The 18,768-nt window shown below is 71.7% G+C and carries 17 protein-coding genes; 7 read left to right on the forward strand and 10 right to left on the reverse strand.

The window, feature by feature from the left end; translation table 11 throughout:
* Positions 1-46: 46 nt before the first annotated feature.
* On the reverse strand, positions 47-1,708 hold the full coding sequence (locus tag ACQPZA_RS34200; RefSeq protein WP_433276343.1) for an AMP-binding protein: 1,662 nt from the start codon (positions 1,706-1,708) through the stop codon (positions 47-49).
* Between the two features lie 140 nt (positions 1,709-1,848).
* On the opposite strand from ACQPZA_RS34200, the gene serS reads away from it, so the two are divergent.
* Positions 1,849-3,129, forward strand: a complete 1,281-nt coding sequence (gene serS, locus ACQPZA_RS34205; RefSeq protein ID WP_433276345.1) for a serine--tRNA ligase — start codon at positions 1,849-1,851, stop codon at positions 3,127-3,129.
* On the opposite strand, the gene ACQPZA_RS34210 is transcribed toward serS, so the two are convergent.
* Positions 3,126-3,398, reverse strand: a complete 273-nt coding sequence (locus tag ACQPZA_RS34210) for a hypothetical protein (protein WP_433276347.1) — start codon at positions 3,396-3,398, stop codon at positions 3,126-3,128. The two genes, serS and ACQPZA_RS34210, sit on opposite strands and share 4 nt — an antisense overlap.
* Positions 3,399-3,568: 170 nt before the next feature.
* Here ACQPZA_RS34210 and ACQPZA_RS34215 point away from each other — a divergent pair, with 170 nt between their 5' ends.
* On the forward strand, positions 3,569-5,011 hold the full coding sequence (locus ACQPZA_RS34215; RefSeq protein WP_433276349.1) for a DUF222 domain-containing protein: 1,443 nt from the start codon (positions 3,569-3,571) through the stop codon (positions 5,009-5,011).
* A gap of 1,254 nt (positions 5,012-6,265) precedes the next feature.
* Here the strand turns inward: ACQPZA_RS34215 and ACQPZA_RS34220 are convergent.
* Positions 6,266-7,009 (reverse strand): FadR/GntR family transcriptional regulator, encoded by a 744-nt coding sequence (locus ACQPZA_RS34220; protein ID WP_433276351.1) that lies wholly within the window; start codon positions 7,007-7,009, stop codon positions 6,266-6,268.
* Between the two features lie 165 nt (positions 7,010-7,174).
* Between ACQPZA_RS34220 and ACQPZA_RS34225 the strand changes: the two genes are divergently transcribed.
* The 5 genes from ACQPZA_RS34225 (at position 7,175) to ACQPZA_RS34245 (ending at position 12,823) form a co-directional block, all read left to right on the forward strand.
* Positions 7,175-8,248 (forward strand): ABC transporter ATP-binding protein, encoded by a 1,074-nt coding sequence (locus ACQPZA_RS34225; protein WP_169395493.1) that lies wholly within the window; start codon positions 7,175-7,177, stop codon positions 8,246-8,248.
* 107 nt (positions 8,249-8,355) lie between these two features.
* The gene (locus ACQPZA_RS34230) at positions 8,356-9,540 is read left to right on the forward strand and encodes an extracellular solute-binding protein (RefSeq protein WP_433276353.1); all 1,185 of its coding nucleotides are present in this window, start codon (positions 8,356-8,358) and stop codon (positions 9,538-9,540) included.
* 133 nt (positions 9,541-9,673) lie between these two features.
* A complete protein-coding gene (locus tag ACQPZA_RS34235; RefSeq protein ID WP_312859046.1) occupies positions 9,674-10,540 on the forward strand; it encodes an ABC transporter permease in 867 nt (288 codons plus the stop codon).
* Positions 10,541-10,553: 13 nt separating this feature from the next.
* A complete protein-coding gene (locus tag ACQPZA_RS34240; protein ID WP_169395491.1) occupies positions 10,554-11,357 on the forward strand; it encodes an ABC transporter permease in 804 nt (267 codons plus the stop codon).
* A 32-nt stretch (positions 11,358-11,389) separates the two neighbouring features.
* The gene (locus tag ACQPZA_RS34245) at positions 11,390-12,823 is read left to right on the forward strand and encodes an aminobutyraldehyde dehydrogenase (protein ID WP_433276356.1); all 1,434 of its coding nucleotides are present in this window, start codon (positions 11,390-11,392) and stop codon (positions 12,821-12,823) included.
* Between the two features lie 40 nt (positions 12,824-12,863).
* On the opposite strand, the gene ACQPZA_RS34250 is transcribed toward ACQPZA_RS34245, so the two are convergent.
* The 7 genes from ACQPZA_RS34250 to ACQPZA_RS34280 all read right to left on the reverse strand — a co-directional run bounded on the left by ACQPZA_RS34250 (position 12,864) and on the right by ACQPZA_RS34280 (position 18,720).
* A complete protein-coding gene (locus ACQPZA_RS34250; RefSeq protein ID WP_433276358.1) occupies positions 12,864-14,036 on the reverse strand; it encodes a S8 family peptidase in 1,173 nt (390 codons plus the stop codon).
* 103 nt (positions 14,037-14,139) lie between these two features.
* Positions 14,140-14,502, reverse strand: a complete 363-nt coding sequence (locus tag ACQPZA_RS34255; protein ID WP_433276360.1) for a GntR family transcriptional regulator — start codon at positions 14,500-14,502, stop codon at positions 14,140-14,142.
* Positions 14,496-15,488: a hypothetical protein gene (locus tag ACQPZA_RS34260; RefSeq protein ID WP_433276362.1), complete on the reverse strand. Its 993-nt coding sequence runs from the start codon at positions 15,486-15,488 to the stop codon at positions 14,496-14,498. Before ACQPZA_RS34260 ends, ACQPZA_RS34255 begins: the two co-directional genes overlap by 7 nt.
* A gap of 83 nt (positions 15,489-15,571) precedes the next feature.
* A complete protein-coding gene (locus ACQPZA_RS34265; RefSeq protein WP_433276364.1) occupies positions 15,572-16,687 on the reverse strand; it encodes a sulfate/molybdate ABC transporter ATP-binding protein in 1,116 nt (371 codons plus the stop codon).
* A gap of 10 nt (positions 16,688-16,697) precedes the next feature.
* Positions 16,698-17,474 (reverse strand): ABC transporter permease, encoded by a 777-nt coding sequence (locus ACQPZA_RS34270; protein WP_433283105.1) that lies wholly within the window; start codon positions 17,472-17,474, stop codon positions 16,698-16,700.
* A gap of 62 nt (positions 17,475-17,536) precedes the next feature.
* A complete protein-coding gene (modA, locus tag ACQPZA_RS34275) occupies positions 17,537-18,319 on the reverse strand; it encodes a molybdate ABC transporter substrate-binding protein (protein ID WP_433276366.1) in 783 nt (260 codons plus the stop codon).
* The gene (locus ACQPZA_RS34280) at positions 18,316-18,720 is read right to left on the reverse strand and encodes a TOBE domain-containing protein (protein ID WP_433276368.1); all 405 of its coding nucleotides are present in this window, start codon (positions 18,718-18,720) and stop codon (positions 18,316-18,318) included. Before ACQPZA_RS34280 ends, modA begins: the two co-directional genes overlap by 4 nt.
* Positions 18,721-18,768: the final 48 nt, after the last annotated feature.

Genomic DNA, 18,768 nt, shown 5'->3' on the forward strand with positions numbered 1-18,768 from the left:
CCGCCGGTACCCCTCCGCGCAGCCGTCGAACGGCGACGCTCGGCTCCTAGGCGTTACGAATCGACGCCGCGTCGCCGAGATGGAGTAGCTCGACGCTCTTCTCGCGCATCTCCACCTTGCGCACCTTGCCGGTGACGGTCATCGGGAAGCCGTCGACCACCAGCACATAGCGCGGGATCTTGTAGTGCGCCAGCTTGCCGCTCGCGAACTCCCTGAGCGTCTCCGCGGTGAGCTCGGGGGCGTCGTCGCGAAGCGTCACCCAGGCGCAGAGCTCTTCGCCGTACCTCGCGTCCGGCACCCCGACCACCTGCGCGTCGAGCACGTCGGGGTGGGTGTACAGGAACTCCTCGATCTCCCGCGGGTAGATGTTCTCCCCGCCCCGGATCACCATGTCCTTGATGCGCCCGGTGATGTTGACGTACCCGTCGGAGTCCATCACGCCGATGTCGCCGGTGTGCATCCAGCGGGCCTGGTCGATGGCCTCGGCGGTCTTCACCGGCTCGTCCCAGTAGCCGAGCATGACGGAGTAGCCGCGGGTGCAGAGCTCACCCGGCTCGCCGCGGGGCAGGGTCAGCCCCGTCTCCGGGTCGACGATCTTCACCTCGACGTGCGGGTGCACCCGGCCGACGGTGGAGACCCGGCGCTCCAGCGAGTCGTCGGCCCGGGTCTGCATCGAGACCGGGGACGTCTCCGTCATGCCGTAGCAGATGGTCACCTCGGTCATGCCCATCCGGTCCACCACCTGCTTCATCACCTCGACAGGGCACGGCGAGCCGGCCATGATCCCGGTTCGCAGCGAGGACAGGTCGTAGCTGTCGAACTCGGGGTCGTTGAGCTCCGCGATGAACATCGTCGGCACCCCGTAGAGCGACGTGCAGCGCTCCTGCGCCACGGCGATGAGCGTCGCCTTCGGGTCGAACCCGGGACCGGGGATGACCATCGTGGCGCCGTTCGTGGTGCAGCCGAGGTTGCCCATCACCATGCCGAAGCAGTGGTAGAAGGGCACGGGGATGCAGACGCGGTCCCCGGCCGTGTAGCCGCAGAGCCGTCCCACGAAGTAGCCGTTGTTCAGGATGTTGTGGTGGCTGAGCGTGGCGCCCTTCGGGAAGCCCGTGGTGCCCGAGGTGTACTGGATGTTGATCGGGTCGTCCGGGCTGAGCTCGGCCTGGCGCCGGGCCAGCTCCGCGCGGTCGCCCGACCGGCCCACCACCACCAGCTCGTCCCAGTCCGGGGTGCCGATGAGGATCACCCGCCGCAGCCCGGGGCAGGCAGGCCGCACCTCGTCGATCATCCCGGCGTAGTCGGAGGTCTTGAACCCGGTGGCCGCCACCAGCACCGAGATGCCGGCCTGCTTCAGCACGAACTCCAGCTCGTGGGTGCGGTAGGCGGGGTTGATCGTGACGAGGACGACCCCGATCTTCGCGGTGGCGTACTGCACGAGCGTCCACTCGGCGACGTTGGGCGCCCAGATCCCGAGGCGGTCGCCCTTCTGCAGACCCGCGGCGAGCAGGCCCGTCGCGACGACGTCGACCTCCTCGCGCAGCTGCGCGTAGGTCCACCGCCGCCCCGTCGGCACCTCGACCAGCGCCTCCGTGTCGGGATGGGCTGCCGCGGTGCGATCGAAGTTGTCGCCGACGGTGTCGCCGAGCAACGGCACGTCGGACGTGCCGGAGGCGTAGGACGGAACGGCGGGAGCAGCAGCGGACACGGCACGGACCTTTCGTCTGCATCAGGCGCCACAACTCTGTGGCACCGGGCACACATCCTGCTGCGATCAGTACCGGACACGCCACCTCCGGAAGAGGAGGCGGGCCGAATTGCGCTCGCCTGCGGCGATACCCTCGAACGATGCTTGACCCTCGCGTCCTGCTCGATCCCGCCACCGACGCCGTCCGCAAGCTCGCGCGGCGTGGCTTCGCCCTGGACGTCACGTCCCTGGAGAAGCTGCTGGCCGCTCGGAACTCGGCCATCCAGCGCGGGGACGAGGCACGGTCCGAGTCGAAGCGTGTCGCCGCCGCGGTGAAGGCTGCCGGGCGGGGCGGTGATCCCCAGGAGCGGGACGCGCTGGTCGCCAGGGCCCGGGAGCTGAAGGGCGTCGTGGCCGCCGCCGAGGAGGAGCACCGCGAGCTGGAGGCGGAGCTGCAGGACTTCCTGCTCGGCGTGCCCAACCTGCCCAGCGACGACCTGCCCGACGGCGCGTCGGACGAGGACGCCGAGCAGGTCAGGGTCTGGGGCGAGCCGGCACAGCTCGACTTCACCCCGCTCGACCACGTCGACATCGGGGAGAAGCTCGGGATCCTCGACCTGCCGCGGGCCACGAAGCTCGCCGGTCCCCGCTTCGCGGTGCTCCGCGGGAAGGGCGCGGCGCTGGAACGCGCGATCGCCCGCTACCTGCTCGACCTGCACACCCAGCAGCACGGCTACACCGAATGGTCGGTTCCCACGCTCGTCAACCGCGTCACGATGACGGGAACGGGCCAGCTGCCGAAGTTCGAGCAGGACCTCTTCAAGACCGGGGTGGCCGACCGGGAGCTCTACCTCATCCCGACCGCCGAGGTGCCGCTGACCAACCTGCACGCGAAGGAGACCCTCGCCGTCGAGGACCTCCCGCTGGCCTACACCGCGCACACCCCGTGCTTCCGGTCGGAGGCGGGCTCCTACGGCCGCGACACCAGGGGCCTCATCCGGCTGCACGAGTTCTCGAAGGTCGAGCTCGTGCGGATCGTCGACGCCGAGACGTCGCGGGCCGAGCTCGAGGTGCTGCTGTCGCACGCCGAGGCGGCGATGCAGGGGCTCGGGCTGGCCTACCGCGTGGTCAGGCTGGCGGCGGGCGACATCGGTTTCTCGGCGGAGTACACCTACGACATCGAGGTGTGGCTGCCGGGCCAGCAGAAGTACCGGGAGATCTCGTCGGTGTCGGACTTCGGCACCTTCCAGGCCCGCAGGGCCGGCATCCGCACGAAGGCCAAGGACGGCAGACGCGGCTTCGCGGCCACGCTCAACGGGTCAGGGCTGCCGGTCGGGCGCACGCTGGTCGCGATCCTCGAGCAGGGGCAGCAGGCCGACGGGTCCGTCCGCATCCCTGACGCGCTGGTGCCCTACACCGGCTTCACGGAGCTGACGCCCTAAGGCCGGTGCGGCTCCTCCGCCGGGAAGTGGCGGAGGTGACGGGCGATCTCCAGCGCGCTCGAGCTGATCGAGTCGCGCATCTCGTCACCCCGCCCCATCGAGTCGGCCACCGCATCGAGCAGCTTCCCCAGCGCGAGCGGCACGAACTCGCTCACCGGGCGGCCGTCGCGGAACTGAGGCACGAACCCGCGAAGCGTCTCCGCTGCTTCCCTCAGCTCGTCGACGTAGCCCTGGTGAGGGTCTGACGGCTGCTGTTCACGACGGTCCATCACCCCATGCTGGCACCGGACACGCCATCAGGGCTGACGTCGTGCGGGTCGCCCTGGTCAGGCGGTCGGTATCGGTGATGCAGCCGACAGTGCCCTCCTCCAGCGTGCGACTCCGGTCGACCGCTTCGCGCACGACCGAATTGTCGGAGTCGGCCGTTAGGCTCGAACGCATGTTCGATATCGGCGTGGCGAGTGAGGCCGAGGCCGAGAGTGCCCCACTCACCTGGTCCGGCTATGCCCCCGACGGGATCATGGCCATGCTCCTGGGCCAGGCCGGCCCTACCGAGGATCGGTTCGAGCAGGTGGAACGGATCGGAGGCTGGGAGAAGGTCATCGCCTGGGCACAGGCCCGGCAGTACGCGGAGATCACCCAGTTCGTCGCGGCAGCCGAGACCAGTCCCGCTGCGGGACTCACGGCGGCGCACGCGGTGGAGTCCGCGCAGGCCGAGGTCGGGATGATGCTGCGGCTCTCGCCGGGAGGTACCGCGTGGCGGGTCGGAGAGGCGCGGCAGTTGGTGGAGCAGTTCCCGGCCACCTTCGCCACCCTGGAGGCCGGGGCGATCAGCCTGCCCAAGGCGCGGATCATCGTCGACGGCTGTGCTGATCTGGATGCGGAGACTGCGGCCGTGGTGGAGCGGAAGGTCTTGCCACGGGCGCCGGAGCAGACCACCGGGCAGTTGCGGGCCGCTTTGCGGCGGGCGGTGCTGGGCGCCGACGGTGAAGCCGCCGCCCGGCGCCGCGAGCGCAAGCGGCGCGAGCGAGCCGTGGTCCTCTACCCCGAGCGCGATGGGATGGCCACCCTGTCGGCCACGTTGCCGGCGGCGGAGGCGGTCGGGGCGTTCGCGGTGCTCGATCAGCACGCCCGCGGCTGCGGCAGCGCCGATGAACGCCCGATGGCGGCGCGGCGGGCCGATGCGCTGGTCGACCTGGTGCTACGCGAGACCGGATTCTGCAGCACCGCGGCGGCAACGGCCTGCTCGGCCGACGGTCTGACCGGCGATGAGAGCTCAGCACCGTCCGCGCCCGGCTCCGACCGGCTGCCCGGGCTGGCACCCCAGGGTGGTGTCCCCACCGTCACCAACAAGGTCTCGATACAGATCCGGGTCACCGTCCCCCTCGACACCCTCCGCGGCGTCTCCGACGAACCTGGTGAGCTCGCCGGGTACGGCCCCATCCCCGCCGAGCACGCCCGCGAGTTGGCCGCCGACCCCGACAGCGTCTGGCACCGCCTGGTCACCGACCCCCTCACCGGCGCACTGCTCGACTACGGCACCACCCGCTACCGCCCACCACCCCACCTGACCGAACACCTCATCGCGCGGCACCAGTACTGCCAAGGCCCCGGCTGCCGGGTGCCCGCGGACCGCTGCGACCTCGACCACAACATCCCCTTCGACCCGGACACCGACCAGGGCCCGACATCGGCGGCCAACCTCGGCCCGAAATGCCGGCCCCACCACCGATTGAAGGGCATGCCGGGCTGGAGCGTGAGCCAGTACCCCGACGGATCGATCACCTGGACCACACCCAGCGGACACACCTACCGCGTCGACCCACCACCACTCACCGAACCCCGCGTGATCACCACGGCCGACGAGCCACCGCCGTTCTGAGCGCGTGGCGACTCTGCACTGCGACCGGCGGCCGACTTCACGAGCGTCTGAGGAGTGTCCGCGTTCGGCCGAGGTGGCCGTGACCTCGCCGAGATCGGCGCGAACGAGCAGCGCGGAGCACGTCGGGCGGCCGGATCAAGCGGGGCTCTTCGTGGTGTGTCCGACTCCGATCCCGACGCCGGGCCGTAGCCACGCAACAGCCGAGGCGTGCGCCGGGCCGACCGGCGGCCGGCTTGCGACTTGGCGCGCCATCAGGAGAAGAGCAGGCATATGCCGTCAAAGCGGATTGACCTCCCGTACCGGCCGGTAAGGACAACCACGCCATTTGTCTCGATCGGGCGATCGCGTACGACCGAACAGCGCTGCGAGATACGACCGTTCGGCGCAGCACAACCGCTCACCCGCCGCGCGCCGAGATGCGTCGAGCCGAGCCGTCCGCGCGCACCAGGAGGACGCTCACCCACCGCTCGACACGTCGACGGCATCCACCTCGGCCGGGGGTACCGGCCAAAACAACTCAGCCTGGCGATATGTCGCCACGTAGTGACACGACACGTGCACGTTTGTTCAGGACGAGAAGATTCACCAGAAAAGGAGCCGTGAAAGCGCACTGCCGAGTTTCTCCCACGGCTGCCTGTCGTCGATCTCCGCGGATCATAAAAGCTCGCAAGAATACCGGCGGAAAGTCCGTCGACACGCCACGTGAATGAGTCCATCAAACCGAGTCAGGACAATAGGAGGACACCCGGCAAACGCCCGGGAGCGGTACAGCTCGGCGTCCCCCGCAGTGCCCGCCCGGCCCCGCTGCACCCCCGTGATGAGCCAGGGCAGCCGCCCACGACGCCGAGGTAGCTCCGTCGCACTCGGGATACACGCCGAAGAGTGGCGCGGTGAACGTGAGAGCCACGTGCCGTCCGCCGGTCTCGCGGCCGGCTACCAGCGCAGCGGCGGACTCCGGCACGGGTGGAGCCGACACCCACCCTCGCCGGGGTCGCGACACCACCACTCCAGCTTGTGCCGCAGGTCGTCCAGCGCGCCCGGCCGAACCATGAGCCCGGTGCCCACCAGCGGCGCACCAGGTGCCGCCGGTACCAGGTGCACGGCGGAGGGCGATCGGCCCGAGGCCGCCGCGGCGCGGGCGCATGTCTGCGAGCCGGGGCGGGAGCCGCTCGGCCTCGCGACGCTCTCAGCCGACGGCAGCGGACGCGCTGCCGCACAACCGCGAGACCCCGTCGACCGGCGCCACCCGCGTCGTCACCACGCCCGCACCTCGGCGGGCGCCCCGCCGGGCGGGCCGCCGTCCTCGTCCCCCGCCAGAAGCGTGCGCTGGAGGGCGCCGGCCCTGGCCAGCGCGCCGTAGACGTGGGCGACCGCCTGGGCCCGAGCGCGAGTGCCGTCGCCGGCCAGCACGGCGGCGTGGATCTCGCGGTGGCGCCGCAGGACCTCGACGCGGTCGGCGTCACCGGTGGTGGCGAGCCACAGCAGGGGTCCCACCTCGGCCTGCATGCCGATCACCGCCCGGATGAGCCGCGGGGACTGGGCGGCCGCCGCGAGCTCGACCTGGAAGCGCGACACGGCCCGGCGCCGTCCAGCGGCGTCGGCGGCCCGCTGCAGCTCGGACACGCTGTCGGTGATCAGGGCGAGGTCCGGCTCGCCGGCCCGGTGGGCGGCGAGCAGGGCGCTGGTGCCGCTGATCGCCGCGTAGTGATCGGCCAGGTCACGCAGCTCCGCCGGGCTCACCTCGCGCAGCCGCTCACGGAGGAGCTCGGCCGCCCCGCCCCGGACGTGCCGCACGAAGCTCCCGCCGTTGCGGCCTCGTCGGGTGACCACCAGACCCTGCTCGCGCAGTGTGGTGAGCGCCTCTCGAATGGTCACCGGGGAGACACCGAAGGATTCGGCGAGGTCGCTCTCGCTGGGCAGGTGCTCGTCGGCGACGAGCAGACCCAGCCGGATACCCTCCGACAGCCGTCGCACGACCGCGTCGGCACGCTTACTCACCTCGAGGGGGGCGAAGACCCCGGCTTTACCTCCCGCAGTCGGCGTGGGTCTGTCCCTGCGCACCTGACCGTTCCCCTCTGTACGCCCAGAGGTCAGACTGCCACGGCATTTGACTAAAAACATATAAACTCATAAGTTATCCTCGAATATCACTCGGAGGGGTGCGTGCCGTCAGTTGCTCGAACCGTCCCGGTCACGCCGCCGCAGCACGCCGGCGAGGTTCCGGCGATCTCCCTGCGCGGCGTGCGCAAGGAGTTCCCCGGTGGCGTGGTCGCCGTCCATGACCTGGACCTCGACATCGCCGAGGGCGAGTTCGTCACCCTCCTAGGCCCGTCCGGCTCGGGGAAGACCACGGTGCTGCGCCTCATCGCAGGCTTCGAGCAGCCCACTGCCGGCACCGTGCTGCTCCGCGACCGTGACGTCACCACCGCGCCGCCGTTCGACCGCGACGTGCACACCGTGTTCCAGGACTACGCGCTGTTCCCGCACCTGTCGGTGCTGCGCAACGTCGAGTACCCGCTGAGGATCGCGAAGGTCCCGCGCACCGAGCGCCGGGAGCGCGCACTCGCCGCGCTGGCCACGGTGCGCCTGGAAGGACTGGCCGACCGGAGCACCACGGCCCTGTCGGGCGGCCAGCGGCAGCGCGTCGCGCTCGCCCGCGCGCTCGTGAACCGGCCGGCGGTGCTCCTGCTCGACGAGCCGCTCGGCGCGCTCGACCTCAAGCTGCGCGAGCAGATGCAGATCGAGCTCAAGGAGATCCAGCGGAGCTCGGGCATCACCTTCGTGTTCGTCACCCACGACCAGGACGAGGCACTGACACTGGCCGACCGGACCGTGGTGTTCTCCGAGGGCCGGGTGGAGCAGGCCGGGTCCCCCCAGGAGGTCTACGAGCGGCCCGCGTCGGCCTTCGTCGCCGGGTTCGTCGGCACGTCGAACGTGCTGGCCGGAGAGACCGCGGGCACCGTCCTCGGCCGCGAGGGCAGCTGGAGCATCCGGCCGGAGAAGATCACCGTCACCGCGGTCGACCGGGAAGCAGCCGCGGGTTGGTCGAGCACGGTCGGTGTGGTCGAGGAGCTCGTCTACACCGGCGCCACCACGCGCTGCGTCGTCGCCCTCGAGGCGGGCGGAGTGCTCTCCGCACTGCTGCTCAACGGAAGTGGCGACGGTGCGCCGCCGCTCGGCCGTGGGCAGACCGTTCGGCTCTCGTGGCAGCCCGAACACGAGATCCCCCTCATGTGAGCCACCTCGGGGGGCGCCTGCCCGCCGGGGGATCAAGAGTCGCGCCGTCGCCCGACCGCGCTGCGAGAGAACGGGAGAGAGAGATCCATATGAGATGTCAGACAGCGGTGCGTTCCGTTGCGCTGGTCGGAGCCATCGGGCTGGCACTCGCCGCGTGCGGCGGCAGTGACGACACGGCTCCGGTTCTGGACGACTCCCCGCCGGAGGCCACCGCCTACGCCGGTCCCGTCGGTCAGGGCGAGGGCGCGCTGACCGTGCTGGCCTGGCCGGGCTACGCCGAGGACGGGTCCACCGACCCGGCCGTCGACTGGGTCACCCCGTTCGAGCAGGCCACCGGCTGCCAGGTAACGGTCAAGACGTTCGCCACCTCGGCCGAGGCCGTCCAGCTGTTCTCCACCGGCGAGTACGACGTGGTCTCGGCGTCCGGTGACGCCTCGCTGCGCCTCGTCTACGGCGACCGTGTGCAGCCGGTCAACACCGACCTCGTGCCCAACTACGCCGACATCCTCCCGGACCTGAAGAACAAGCCCTGGAACACGGTCGCCGGGAAGAGCTACGGCATCCCGCACGGCCGGGGTGCGAACCTGCTGCTCTACAACCTCGCCACCCACCCCACCCCACCCACCTCGTGGGCGGACATGTGGGAGCCGGGCTCCTCGGCGGCGGGCAAGATCAGCCCGTACAACGACGCGATCTACATCGCCGACGCCGCGGTCTACCTCATGGCCAAGCGCCCGGAGCTGGGGATCACCAACCCGTACGCGCTCGACCAGACGCAGTTCGACGCCGCGATCGCGCTGCTGCGCCAGCAGAAGCCGATGGTCGCCGAGTACTGGGGTGACGTCGTCAAGCAGGGCCAGGGCCTCGCCTCCGGCACGTTGTCCGAGGCGCAGGGCTGGCAGCTCACCGCGAACCTGGCCAACACCGACGCCACCACGGTGGGCACCACCAAGCCCATCGAGGGTGCGACCGGATGGTCGGACACGTGGATGATCAAGAAGGACACCCCGCACATCAACTGCGCGTACCAGTGGCTCAACCACATCGTCTCCCCCGAGGCGAACGCACAGGTCGCGGAGTACTTCGGTGAGGCCCCGGCCAACACGAAGTCCTGCGCGCTGACCAAGAACCCCGACCACTGCACCCAGTACCACGCGCAGGAGACGGGCTTCTGGGACAACGTCTACTACTGGACGACCCCGATCGAGCAGTGCATCGACGGTCGCCGGGACGTGGAGTGCATCGGCTACGACGAGTGGGTCCGGGCCTGGACCGAGCTCCAGAACAGCTGATCAACACGTAGCACCACCCGGCGCCGGGTCCCTGATCCGGCGCCGGCGATCGACCACCGCGGCCGGGCGTGCCCCATCATCACGGGCACGCCCGGCCGCACCTCGCACCCGAGGAGGAACGACCCTGTCCAGCGTGACGAGCACCCCCGCGTCCCCCACCCTGACGCGGCGCCTACAGGCCGTGCTGCACCGCCGGCCGGGCCTACGGCTCACCGGCCTGCTCACGCCCGCGCTGGTCTGGCTCGGCCTCTTCTACATCGCGCCGCTGGCCCTCCTCCTGGCCACCGCGTTCTTCAGGACCAACAGCTTCACCGGGCGCATCGTCTACGACTTCTCCACCGACAACGTCGTCGACGTCCTCACCACCCCGGAGTACCTGCTCACCGCCGGCCGCACCGTGGGCGTGGCCGTGGGCGTCACGCTGCTCTGCGCTCTGCTCGCGCTGCCGCTGGCGACCTACATGGCCCTCGTGGCCGGCCCGCGTTCGCGGCCGGTGCTGCTGGCGCTCGTGCTCACCCCACTGTGGGCGTCCTACCTGGTCAAGGTCTACGCATGGCGCGTGCTGCTGGTGCCGGAAGGCGGTCTGCTCGGCGCCGCGAGCCCGGGCTACGGCTGGACGGCCGTCGTGCTGACACTCACCTACCTCTGGCTGCCGTACATGGTGCTGCCGGTGTACGCGGGGATCAGCTCGATGCGCGGTTCGTTCCTGGAGGCCACCGCCGATCTCGGCGCCCGCCCGTGGACGTCGTTCCGCACGGTGGTGCTGCCCATGCTCGCCCCGGCCATCGCCGCAGGCTCGGTGTTCACGTTCTCCCTGTCGCTCGGCGACTACATCACCGTGCAGCTGGTCGGAGGCACCCACCAGATGCTGGGCAACCTGGTCTACTCCACGTTCTCGGTCGACCTGCCGTTCGCCGCGGCCGTGGCCGTGCTGCCGCTGCTGGTGATGGCGGCCTACCTGCTGACGATCCGGCGCACCGGCGCCCTGTCCCGGCTCTAGGAGTGCAGCACCCGTGATCCTCTCCACCACGGCCCGCTGGCTGCTGCGCACCGCCGCCATCGCCGTACTGACCTTCATCTACGCGCCGCTGCTGCTGGTGCTGCTCAACTCGTTCTCCACGAGCGCCACGTTCGCGTGGCCCCCGCCCGGCCTCACGCTGCGCTGGTGGCAGGTCGCCGCCACCAACGACGGCGTGCGGGCCGCCCTGGTCACGTCGGTGGAGGTGGCGCTGCTGGCCACCGCCATCGCCGTCGTCCTCGGCACCCTCGCCTCGATGGCGCTCACGCGCTACGAGTTCTTCGGCCGCGAGGGGGTGTCGCTGCTCATCCTGCTGCCGATCGCCATGCCCGGCATCGTCACGGGCATCGCGCTCAACACGCTGTTCACCCAGGCGCTGGGCGGGCTCACGTTCCTCACCCTCGTGGTAGGTCACGCCACGTTCTGCATCGTGATCGTGGTGAACAATGTGTCCGCGCGGCTGCGCCGGATGTCGGGCACGGTGGAGGAGGCCTCGATGGACCTCGGCGCCACCCCGTGGACCACCTGGCGGCTCGTCACGTTCCCGGCGCTGCGCGGCGCTCTGCTGGCCGGTGGGCTGCTGGCGTTCGCGCTGTCCTTCGACGAGATCATCGTCACCACGTTCACCGCGGGCCCGGGCCTCCAGACCCTGCCGCTGTGGATCTTCCAGAACCTGTTCCGCCCCAACCAGTCGCCCGTGGTCAACGTCGCGGCCGCGGTCCTCGTCGTGATCTCGGTACTCCCGGTCTACCTGGCCAACCGACTGTCCGGTGACTCCGCCGGCGCAGTGACGAAGTAACGGCAGCTACCCCTGAAGTGAGAGGCCCCGTCATGCAGACGTTCCACAACATCGTCGACGGCAAGCCGGTGCCCGCGGCCGACGGTCGCACCCTCGACATCTCCGACCCCAAGACGGGCGAGGTGTACGCCACCTCCCCGCTCTCCGGGGCCGCCGACGTCGACGCGGCCTACCGGAGCGCGCGGCGCGCGTTCGACGAGGGCTGGCGTGACACCACGCCGGGCGACCGGATGAGTGCCCTGCTCAAGATGGCCGACGCGCTCGAGGCCCACGGCGACGAGCTCGTCGAGATCGAGGCGCGCGACACGGGCAAGCCCACCGGGCTGACGCTGTCGGAGGAGATCGGCCCCATGGCCGACCAGCTCCGGTTCTTCGCCGGGGCCGCGCGTCACCTCGAGGGCCGCGCCACCGGCGAGTACATGGCGGGCCACTCCTCGTCGATCCGGCGCGAGCCCCTCGGCGTGGTCGGCTCCATCACGCCGTGGAACTACCCGCTGATGATGGCGATCTGGAAGATCGGCCCGGCACTCGCAGCGGGCAACACCATGGTGCTCAAGCCGTCGGACACCACGCCGGCCGGCACTGTGCGCCTCGGTGAGCTCTTCGCCGAGGTGCTGCCGCCCGGCGTGCTCAACGTCGTGTGCGGCGACCGGTCCACCGGCGTCGCGATGAGCGAGAACCCGATCCCGGCGATGCTCGCCATCACCGGCAGCATCCCGGCCGGGAAGTCCGTCGCGGGCGCCGCAGCGTCCCGCGTCACCCGCGTGCACCTCGAGCTGGGCGGCAACGCGCCGGTCATCGTGTTCGACGACGCCGACGTGGCCGCGGCCGCCGCCGACATCGCCGTCGCCGGGTTCTTCAACGCCGGCCAGGACTGCACGGCCGCCACCCGCGTCATCGCCCACGCCGACGTGGCCGACGCGCTGGCCGAGGCACTGGCCGCCGAGGCAGGCGCTGTCCTGTTCTCGCGGGACGAGCAGCCCGGTGCCGAGGACCTCTTCATCCCGCCGCTGAACAACCCCGACCAGCTCTCGAAGGTGTCGGGACTGCTCGAGCGGCTGCCGTCGCACGCGCGGGTGCTCACGGGCGGCACCCCGGCCGAGGGCCCGGGCTGGTTCTACCCGCCGACCGTGGTGAGCGGCGTGGTGCAGGACGACGAGATCGTGCAGACCGAGGTCTTCGGCCCGGTGATCACCGTGCAGACGTTCACCGACGAGGACGAGGCCGTGGCGTACGCCAACGGCACGCCCTACGGGCTCGCGTCGAGTGTCTGGACGAGCGACCACTCCCGGACGATCCGGCTCTCGCGCGCCCTGGACTTCGGTTGCGTCTGGGTCAACTGCCACATCCCGCTGGTCGCGGAGATGCCGCACGGGGGGTTCAAGGAGTCCGGATACGGCAAGGACCTCTCGGGCTACTCGCTGGAGGACTACACGCGGATCAAGCACGTCATGAGCAAGTACTGATACTGAGCAGCCACGACGGCGGGTCTCCAGTGCCGCCGCACTAGAGACCGGCCGTGCAGAGCAGCAGGTTCGGGGTGCCGTCGGCGCCACCGCCGGCGATGACGCCCGGCGTCGCGTTGGCGACGATCCACTGCTCCACGGTGCGGCTGGGGGCGTCGCCGTAGGTCTGCTTGAGCAGGGCCGCCACCCCGGCGGCGTGTGGCGCGGCCATCGAGGTGCCCGTGTACGACGCGCTGCCGCCGCCGGGGAAGGTCGAGACGATGCGCGTGCCCGGCGCGTAGAGGTCCACGCAGCCTCCGGTGGACGAGCCCGGGCCCCGGCGGTCGTCGATCGTCGAGTTCGCCACCACCAGCACGCCGCTCGACGCGCGGGGCGAGGCCTCGCAGTCGTTCCCGCCGGTGTTGCCCGCGGACGAGGTCACGAAGACACCCCTGTTCACCAGCTCCGTCACCGCCGCCGTCAGCACGTCCGACCGGGGGTAGCTCCACGACATCACCGCGACGGACGGGCCCCGCTGGTCCCTGGCCACGTAGTCGATCCCGGCGAGCAGCGACGACAGGGTGCCCGCGCCGCCGCAGTCGAGCACCTTGACCGAGCGCAGGAACGCCTGCTTGGCCACCCCGTGGTCCCGGGAACCGGCGATCCCGGCGACCACGGTGCCGTGCCCGTCGCAGTCACCGCCCACGTTGTCGACCGTGTTCACCCCGTCGGTCGCCCGGCCGCCGAACTCGGGGTGGGTGGTGTCGATGCCGGTGTCGAGCACGTAGATGGTCACTCCCGCGCCCGTGGCCCGCGTGGTGTATCGGCCGTCGAGCGGGAGGGATCGCTGGTCGATGCGGTCGAGCCCCCAGTTCGGCGGGTCGGCCTGGCTGCCTTCGGTCAGGTCCCGGTAGGGGATGGCCCGCGGCTCGAGCGCGCTCACCCGCCGGTCCTCCTCGATGCCGATCACTCCGGGCAGCCGGCGCAACCGGTCGACCTGCACCGGGTCGAGGCGGGCGGCGAAACCGGCGAACGCACGATCGAAGGTGATGGTAGGCCGGACGGCGAGCTCCTTGGCGGCCGCCCCCGCATCGGCACTGCTGCGGGTGTGCACCACGTAGTCGATCGCCCGGGCCGGCACGGGATGGGCGGCCGCGCTGCCCGGGATCGCAACGGCGGCGAGGGGCTGGACGGCGGCCACCACGACGGCGATCCACCAGGGGAGGCGTGTCACGTGGAGCGACGGTACGGGCCTGAAACGCATGATGACAGAGACACGATTGGGGCAGATGTGACAGTTGGGGCGCACGCAGGGAGACGTGCGAGCCCCACCGCGCTCACTGACCGGGCTGGAACGCTGCGCTGACCAGGCCCAGGACGTCCTGCTCACCGAGGCCCATGCTGCGCGCCAGCGCCACCAGCTCCGCGACCCGTTCCGAGACGGCGGCCTGACCGCGGGTGGCCGCGTCGGTGAGCACCGCGCCGCGGCCCCGGCGCAGGTCCACCAGGCCCTCGTCACGGAGCCGCTGGTAGCCACGGAGCACCGTGTGCAGGTTGATTCCCAGCGACTCGGCGACCTCCCGGGCCGGTGGCAGCTTCTCCCCCGCCGCCACCTGACCCTCCGCGATCGCCCGCCGCACCGAGGCGGCCACCTGGTCGCCCAGCGGCACGGCGGACGTCGCATCGATGCGGATCAGCAACGGTCGTCGCCCGCCGTGGCGCGCCGCCGGTCCAGCTGGGTGTTCACCAGCGCCGCGGCCGTGGCCGCACCGGGGACGGTGATGACGAACCGATGCCCGTTGGACGTCCTCAGCCGCAGCGCGTCCCCACCGGCGGTCGCGCGGTAGCCGGACTGCGCGGGCGTGTGGAACACGCCGTAGGTCGCCCGCGGCAGAGTGGAAGGGTCGAACGCGCCTGCTGTCGCCTCGACGACGTGCCGGAGCTCAACACCGGCGAGCGTCTGCCGCAGCAGCGGCTGGACGACCTGGACCCCCTGCTCGTCGATGCGGACCCGCGCCCACGACTGCGCGGCCGACGCGACCGCCGTGAACGCGCTGAACGTGACGGCCAGGTAGCCGTTCCCGGTGGCGGCGAACCAGGCCGCCAGCACGGCCCAGAAGAGCGCCCAGGCGAGCTTGCGACGGGAGAACACCGAGCGGGTCCACAGGGCGCGCTCGCCGGCCGCGAGACGCAGACGCGGTGCCGTCGACCCGGGACCTTCCATCGCGTCGGGCTGCTCCGGGTCAGGTCCCATCGCCCACCACGCGGCGAGCGCGACGACGGCCAGCACGGGCAGGACGACCGGCGCGGACGTCCACCAGAGATCGGGCCGGACGGGTGGGCCGGCGAGATCCAGGTGACGCAGGACGAGCTGGATCTCGTAGCCCGCGATCAGGACCGACCCGACCCAGGTGCTCGCGCCGATCCAGCGTTGCGCCGTCGGAATCCGGCGACGCGCGTACAGCCAGCCTGCGCCCCAGATCAGAGCGACCACCGACCAGCCGATCCCCAGCCCGACCATCCTGGTCCAGGACATCGAGTCGCCGAACCCGCCCGTCCCGTACGCCTGGTCGGGCAGCCGGTGGGCGAGCACGGCGTACGTCCCCGCCGTCACCGCGCCGGCCACGACGGGCGGCACGAGTGTGACCACCGCGCGCCGGCGGATGCTTCCGAGCTGTTCGGTCATGATGACCCCTCCCCGCAACTTGTTTGCAAACAACTATAACAAGTTACGGATCACGGGGCGAGCCGGTTCACCGCATCCGGAGATCAGTCGGCGGCGTGGATCGCGACCTCGGCGGCCTTGACCGCGAACCACAGCTCGGCACCCGGCTCGACGGCGAGATCCGCCACCGCCGCAGGGGTCACGTCGGCGGCGAGCCCGTCCACCCAGTGCGGGCCACCGGGCAGGGCCGCGGCGCGCAGGCGCACCATCTCCCCGCGCGGCTCGATCGCCGCCAGCCGCACCGGCACCACGTTGCGCGGGCTGCCGTGGGGCCGCTCCGCGAAGACGGCCACGGCCGATGGCGGGAACACGGCGACCACGGGCTCGCCGGGTGTGGGCAGGGCTGCGCCGTCGCCGGAGCGGCCCGTGACGACCACCCCGTCAGCCGTCCGCAACCCCTCGGGGCACGCCGTGCCCGGTACGAGGTCCAGCCCGGCGATCCGCGCGGTGAACGGGCTGCGCGGACGGGCGAGCACCTCGCGGGCGGGGCCCTGCTCCACGACCCGGCCGCCGGTCAGGACCACGACCCGATCGGCCAGCACGAGCGCGTCGAGCGCGGAGTGGGTGACCAGGACGGCGGTCTGCTTCGGCCGGTCGAAGCGCTCCCCGCGCAGCATCTGACGCAGCAGCGAGCGCATCGCCGGGGTCGCGTCGACGTCGAGCGCTGCCAGTGGTTCGTCCAGCAGCAGCAGGTGGGGGTCGGGGGCCAGCGCGCGGGCCAGCGCGACCCGCTGTTGCTGGCCGCCGGACATCCTCGCCGGTCGCCGGTCGGCCAGCTCCGCCACTCCGACGGCGGCGAGCAGCTCGCGGGCCCGCTGCTCCGCCTCCCGGCGCGGCACGCCGTGGGCCCGCGGACCGAAGGCGACGTTCCCGACGGCCGAGAGATGCGGGAAGAGCAGTGCCTGCTGCGCCAGCAGCCCCACCCCGCGCCGGTGGGGCGGCACGAGGACGTGCGCGGCGGCGTCGGTGACCAGTTCGTCGCCGACCCGGACGTGGCCCTCGTCCGGGCGCAGGAGCCCGGCGAGCACGCCGAGCAGCGTCGACTTGCCCGAGCCGTTCGGCCCGAGCACGGCCAGTACCTCACCCGGGTCGGCCGCGAGCGTCACGTCGAGGGTGAACGCGGGGCGCCGCACCACCACCCGCGCGTCGAGCCCGGTCACCGGCGCCCGCTCACAGCCGGCCGTCGGCAGTGGTCCGCGGGGCCGCCACGGCGATCACCGCGACGGCCACCACGACCAGCAGCAGCGAGAGCGCCACCGCAGCTTCGACGTCGGTCTCCCGCAGCTGGTAGACCAGCAGCGGCAGCGTCTGCGTGGTGCCCTGGAGGCTGCCGGCGAACGCGACCGTCGCCCCGAACTCACCCAGGCACCGGGCGAACGCCAGAACCGCGCCCGAGGCGAGGCCGGGCAGCACCAGCGGCACCGTCACCCGGCGGAAGGCCAGCGCGGGCGACGCACCGAGGGTCGCCGCCACCGCCTCGTACCGCCGCCCGGCGGTGCGCAGCGCCCCCTCCAGGCTGACCACGAGGAACGGCAGCGCGACGAACGTCTGTGCCAGCACCACCGCGGCCGTGGTGAACGGGATCGTCACGCCGAACGCCACGTCCAGCCCGCGCCCCACGAGCCCGGTGCGCCCGAGGAGGTACAGCAGCGCCAGGCCGCCCACGACGGGGGGCAGCACCAGCGGCAGCAGCACCACCGAGCGCAGCAGCCGCAGGCCGCGCAGCCTGCCACGGGCCAGCACCACCGCGAGCGGGCCACCGAACACGATGCACAGCACCGTCGAGATCGACGCCGTGAGCAGCGAGAGCCGCAGCGCGTCGAGAGCCGCGGCACTGACCAGCTGCTCCGGCAGCTTCGGCCAGTCGGCCTTCAGCGCGAGCCCGAGCACGGGCAGCGCGATGAGCGCGAAGGCCAGCCCGGCAGGCACCCACAGCAGGCGGGGCACCCCGACGCCGGTCTCGTGGTCGTCGGAGCGACGCCGGGCCGGCGCTTCGTCGGGCGCTGTGCTCACGGCGTCCCGAAGCCTGCCGCCTGCAGCACCTTCTGGCCCTGCTCACCGGTCACCGCGCTCACGAACGACCGGGCGAGCTCGGCCTGCGGCGCGTTCCTGATCACGGCGACCGGGTAGTCGGTGGCGGCCTGCGCGGCCTCCGGGAAGGTCACCCCCTCGACTGCGGACCCGGCGGACGCGACGTCGGTGACGTAGACGAGGCCGGCGTCGGCGTTGCCGGTGGTGACCTTGCCGAGGACGTTCTTGACGTCGGTCTCCTCACTGACCGGCTTGATGTCCACGCCGGTCGCGGTCTCCACCTTCCGGGCGGCGGCGCCACAGGGCACCTGCGGGGCGCAGACAACGACCTTGAGGTCGGGCTTCGCGAGGTCGGCGAAGGACGTGATGCCCTTCGGGTTCCCCGCCGCGGTGGCGATCGCCAGCACGTTGGTGGCGAAGACCGCGGGCGCTCCGTCGGCGAGCCCGGCGTCGGTGACCGTCTTCATCGTGGCGTCACTCGCCGAGGCGAACACGTCGGCAGGCGCCCCGTTGACGATCTGCTGCGCCAGGTCGGACGAGCCGCCGTAGCTCGGTACGACGTCCACCCCGGGGTTGTCGGTCTCGAACTGCTTCTCGATCTCGCCGAACGACTCGGTCAGCGACGCCGCGGCGAAGACGGTGAGGGTGCGCTGCTCCGGGGTACCGGGCGCCCCGGCGGCCGTACCGCTCGGCGTGCCTCCGCACCCAGCCAGCAGCACCAGTCCCGCTGCCGCCGCGGCGACCGGCAGCCGCGTTCTCATGAGCTCCCTCCGGGAGTCTCGATGACGACGGTCGTCGACTTGATCACGGCCACGGCCAGTGCCCCCGGCTCGAGGCCCAGCTCCCGCACCGCCTCCGTGGACATCAGGGACACCACCCGGTGCGGCCCGCACTGCATCTCCACCTGGGCCATCACCCGGTCCGTGACCACCGCCGTCACCAGCCCGACGAACCGGTTGCGCGCCGAGCTCTGCACACCCGACGGGTCGGGCGGGGTGTGCGCGTTGTCGCGGGCGAACGCGGCGAGCGCCGCCCCGTCGATCACCTTGCGGTTGGACGCGTCCGGCTGGACGGGGAGGGTCCCTGCATCGACCCAGCGACGAACCGTGTCGTCACTGACCCCCAGCAGACGGGCAGCGTCGGAGATCCTGAACTGCGGCACGCGGCCGATCCTAGAGCCGCGAATGCGACATTGCCCACCGCGGGGTGA

The organism is Pseudonocardia xinjiangensis (assembly GCF_050948425.1).
GTDB lineage: Bacteria > Actinomycetota > Actinomycetes > Mycobacteriales > Pseudonocardiaceae > Pseudonocardia > Pseudonocardia xinjiangensis.

Bases quoted from the DNA above. Each gene is read 5' to 3' on its own strand.
- serS (WP_433276345.1), top strand. From the start codon at position 1,849: ATGCTTGACCCTCGCGTCCTGCTCGATCCCGCCACCGACGCCGTCCGC.
- ACQPZA_RS34210 (WP_433276347.1), bottom strand. From the start codon at position 3,398: ATGGACCGTCGTGAACAGCAGCCGTCAGACCCTCACCAGGGCTACGTC.
- ACQPZA_RS34215 (WP_433276349.1), top strand. From the start codon at position 3,569: ATGTTCGATATCGGCGTGGCGAGTGAGGCCGAGGCCGAGAGTGCCCCA.
- ACQPZA_RS34245 (WP_433276356.1), top strand. From the start codon at position 11,390: ATGCAGACGTTCCACAACATCGTCGACGGCAAGCCGGTGCCCGCGGCC.
- ACQPZA_RS34260 (WP_433276362.1), bottom strand. From the start codon at position 15,488: ATGACCGAACAGCTCGGAAGCATCCGCCGGCGCGCGGTGGTCACACTC.
- modA (WP_433276366.1), bottom strand. From the start codon at position 18,319: ATGAGAACGCGGCTGCCGGTCGCCGCGGCGGCAGCGGGACTGGTGCTG.